This is a genomic window from Nocardia sp. NPDC060220, assembly GCF_042727815.1.
Lineage (GTDB): Bacteria > Actinomycetota > Actinomycetes > Mycobacteriales > Mycobacteriaceae > Nocardia.
On sequence record NZ_JBHWZY010000741.1, the window covers coordinates 1 to 3,508 of the forward strand.

The window sequence follows — 3,508 nt, forward strand, 5'->3', positions numbered from 1 at the left end:
GATCTGGCCGGGCGTGTTCCTCACCGAACTCCTCGGTGCCGACCCCGATCCGCGTTCGTGGCGGGCCGTGCGGATCTGGTGGGCCGCTTGGGTGTTCAGCGGGCTGCTGTTGATCGCGGCGACGCTGTGGCGCGATGCGTCGACCCTGCAGGCCGAGGCCGACGGTGTCTCGTTCACCGGTTTCACCAACCTGTGTGCTGCCGGGTTCGCGATGCTCACGCTGTGGATGGTGCGCACGCTGGAAGGTCGCGACCTGCGCGGCGACATCAGGTCCGCGCATCGCTGGGTGATGGCGGCCGACCCCGCGCAGGTCGTCATCGCGCCCGTCGAGCCGGGCGCTGTCGCGGCGCGCGACGACGCCGGGCACGATGAGGCCGAACGCGCGGATGTTGTCCGGGCAGGCGAGAATACGCAGGAGGAGGTCGTGGCCAAGTGAGCCAGAACAATCGCCCACCCTTCGTGGTGGCGCATCGTGGCGCGTCGGCGGCACGACCCGAGCACACTCTCGCCGCGTACGAGCTAGCCCTGCAGGAGGGGGCCGACGGTGTGGAATGCGACGTCCGGCTCACCCGCGACGGCCACCTGGTCTGCGTGCACGACCGCACCGTCGACCGCACCGCCGACGCCACCGGCCTGGTCAGCGAACTGACGCTGGACGAGCTGCGCGACATGAACTTCGGCACCGACGACGCGCCGCAGGGCGTGCTCGCGCTCAGCGATCTGATCGGACTCGTCCTCGACTGGCGCACCCGCCCGACGAAACTGTTCATCGAGACCAAACACCCGGTGCGCTACGGCGCCCTGGTGGAGAACAAGGTGCTCGCCGAACTGCAGCGCTTCGGCATCGCCACGCCCGCCTCGGCCGATCATTCCCGCGCGGTGGTGATGTCGTTCGCGGCGACCGCGGTCTGGCGGATCCGCCGCGCCGCCCCGCTGCTGCCGACGGTGCTGCTCGGCGAATCGTCGCGGTTTCTCGGCGGCGGCGCGGCCACCACGGTCGGCGCTACCGCGGTGGGGCCGTCGGTGAAAACGCTGCGTGAGCATCCCGAACTCGTCGACAAGGCCGCCGCGGCGGGGCGGGCCACCTACTGCTGGACCGTCGACGATCCCGAGGACGTGACGTTGTGCGCCGATCTGGGCGTCAGCTGGGTCGCGACCAATCACCCCGGTCGTACCAAGGCGCTACTCGCCGGAGTCTGACCGGACGCGCCCTGGGCAGGGGGCGCGGTAAGCGAACTTGCCGCCCGGCCATAAACTCCACGCGTGGGTAAAAGCAAGCGGAACAGTCCGAAGCCCGACAGTAATCGGGCTCAGCGTCTCGCGCAGCGGCGTGCGGCGCAGGAGCAGGCATCCGCGGCCGTGACACGGCCGTTCGAGGGTCTTGCCGCCGAATGTGATCTGGTGGCGCTGCGGGAGTTCGTGCCGTCGGCGACCGCGACCTTGAAGCTCGCGCCGGGTGTGGCCGCGCAGCGTGAGGTCACCCTGGCGACGGTGCTGCCCGGCGCGGTGGCCGCGCTCGTGCGGGCAGGCGACGAGCCGGTCGGCTTCGTCGGCACGCAGATGCAGTTCCGTGGCGAGGACCCGTCGGCCGACATCGCGGCGGCGATCCTGTGGACCCAGTCGGCCGAGCCCGGTGAGTCGCTGAACTCCGCCGACGCTACCGACGGTGGTCCGCGTCTGGCCGATGTCATCGATCCCGGCGCCGATCTCGAGCTCACCGTGCACCAGGACTTCGACTGGTGGGTGCCCGAGGGTGTCACCCCGGATCCGCAGGTGGCGGCGACGATCGAGCAGGCCAAGCAGGCCATCATGCCGTCGGCGCGGCTGGATCTCGGCCCGGATTCCGTCGGCGCGGCCTGGTGGGTCGACGCGGGCGAGAAGGCGCATGTGCGCTGGGTGCGTCCCGAAGACGAGGACGCGCTGATGCTGGCGCTGGCTCGCGTGCACGCCACCGGTGGTCTGCACCTGGGTGAGGGTTCGCGCTTCGCCGGTTCGTTCCGCACACACGGTCTGCTGGTGCCGGTGTTCGATCTCGATCCCGAGCGGCACCCGGCCGAATGGGAGGCCCCGGCACGTGAATTCGGTGCTCGCCTGGCCGAGGCGCTGGCCTCCGACGTGCCGATGACCAGCGAAGAGCGTCGTTCGCGCGATGGTTTGCGGTCGCGTCAGGTCACCCTGCGCTGAACTTAATGAAACATGCCTCTTTCACAGATTTGGTCGGCTAGGTTCACGACTGAACCGGACAATCGGTGACAAGGAAAGTAAGAGGCATCGTGGAATTTCTCGGATCTATCGCCGGTCTCGCCCAGATCTTGATCGGCACCGTGCTGGCCAACACCGGCTCGGGCGGCTCCGGCTCCGGCTGGTAAAGCGCTCGCGAAGGATTCGGCTCGCTGCCCGCGAGCCGAATCCTTGTCGCGTTCGAGCTAGACGCTGCCGCCGGCCACCGACGGTGCGCCGGACGCGTCCTTCGGGGTGCTCAGCTCACGCCACATGAACGCCTCCAGATCGAACAGGTTCGACCCGGCGCGATCGGCGATATTGAGCAGCGTGGTCATGTGCGCTACTTCCTCGACCTGTTCCTTCAGGAACCACTGCATGAACTGCTCGCCGAGGTAATCGCCCTCTTCACGAGCGGTGCTCGCCAGCTGCACGATCTGGTCGGTGACCGTCTTCTCCTGGGCCAGCGCCAGTTCGATCGGCTCACGCGCGGACTCGAACTTCGACTTCGCCGCGTCGATGCCCGAGATCTCCACGGAGATGTCGCGGTCGACGAAATACTGCACGATCATCATCGCGTGATTGCGTTCTTCCACCGACTGTGCGTAGAAACGCTTCGCCAGCTGCGGCAGGTCGTTGTTGTCGAACCACACCGCGATCGCGATGTACTGGTGCTCGGCATTGAACTCATGCCGGATCTGGTCTTGGAGCAGAGTGTGGAACTTGCTTCGCGGGGTTTCCGGATGAATCGACATGGCGGCAACATTAATGCTGGTCATAGGGGGTTGTCATCCAAGTGCAGCCTTATTGAGGACAGTATTCCCTAACCAAGTATTTCCTAATAAGCGCCGATGTGCAGCCATTCCTGGGCTGCGCACGGCCGGCACGCCGGCGAGGCTATGCCTTACTCGCGCCTGCCATTCGGGGTGCCGTGGTGTCGACGCGCACCGCGCCACGCAGTTCACGGCGGATGAATTCCTCGACGTCGAACAGGTTGTCCTGTCGGTCGAGCACAGTGAGCAGCGTGGTCATTCCGGCGACATCGTCGACTTGCTCCCCCAAGAACCACTGCATGAATTGTTCGCCGAGGAAATCATTGGTGTCACGCGCGGCCGCTGTGAGCGCGCTGATCTGCGCGGTGGTGACCCGTTCACGGTCGAGCAGAAAGGCGATCGCGGCGCGCGGGGAATCGAATTCCGACCGCACTTCGCCGAGCCCGCCGATGCTGATCGGCACGTCGCGGTCGAGGAGGTACTGCCGTCGAGCGGGATGAACACCGGGTTCCGGC

Annotated in this window: 5 protein-coding genes; 3 read left to right on the forward strand and 2 right to left on the reverse strand. The window is 67.0% G+C overall.

The genetic code is table 11. The annotated features are described in order from the left end of the window. The 3 genes from ACFWF3_RS28775 to ACFWF3_RS28785 all read left to right on the forward strand — a co-directional run. On the forward strand, positions 1-436 hold a 436-nt coding region (locus ACFWF3_RS28775), incomplete at its 5' end, for a DUF4328 domain-containing protein (protein WP_379316648.1). Then, complete coding sequence (locus ACFWF3_RS28780) at positions 433-1,200, forward strand: glycerophosphodiester phosphodiesterase (RefSeq protein ID WP_378989435.1); 768 nt, start codon at positions 433-435, stop codon at positions 1,198-1,200. The genes ACFWF3_RS28775 and ACFWF3_RS28780, both read left to right, overlap by 4 nt. 63 nt (positions 1,201-1,263) lie before the next feature. Then, positions 1,264-2,184, forward strand: a complete 921-nt coding sequence (locus tag ACFWF3_RS28785; protein WP_379316650.1) for a DUF5926 family protein — start codon at positions 1,264-1,266, stop codon at positions 2,182-2,184. A 242-nt stretch (positions 2,185-2,426) separates the two neighbouring features. Here the strand turns inward: ACFWF3_RS28785 and ACFWF3_RS28790 are convergent, their stop codons facing one another. Both ACFWF3_RS28790 and ACFWF3_RS28795 read right to left on the reverse strand, forming a co-directional pair. Next, the gene (locus ACFWF3_RS28790) at positions 2,427-2,975 is read right to left on the reverse strand and encodes a ferritin (protein WP_379316652.1); all 549 of its coding nucleotides are present in this window, start codon (positions 2,973-2,975) and stop codon (positions 2,427-2,429) included. Between the two features lie 142 nt (positions 2,976-3,117). After that, on the reverse strand, positions 3,118-3,508 hold a 391-nt coding region (locus ACFWF3_RS28795; RefSeq protein ID WP_379316654.1), incomplete at its 5' end, for a ferritin.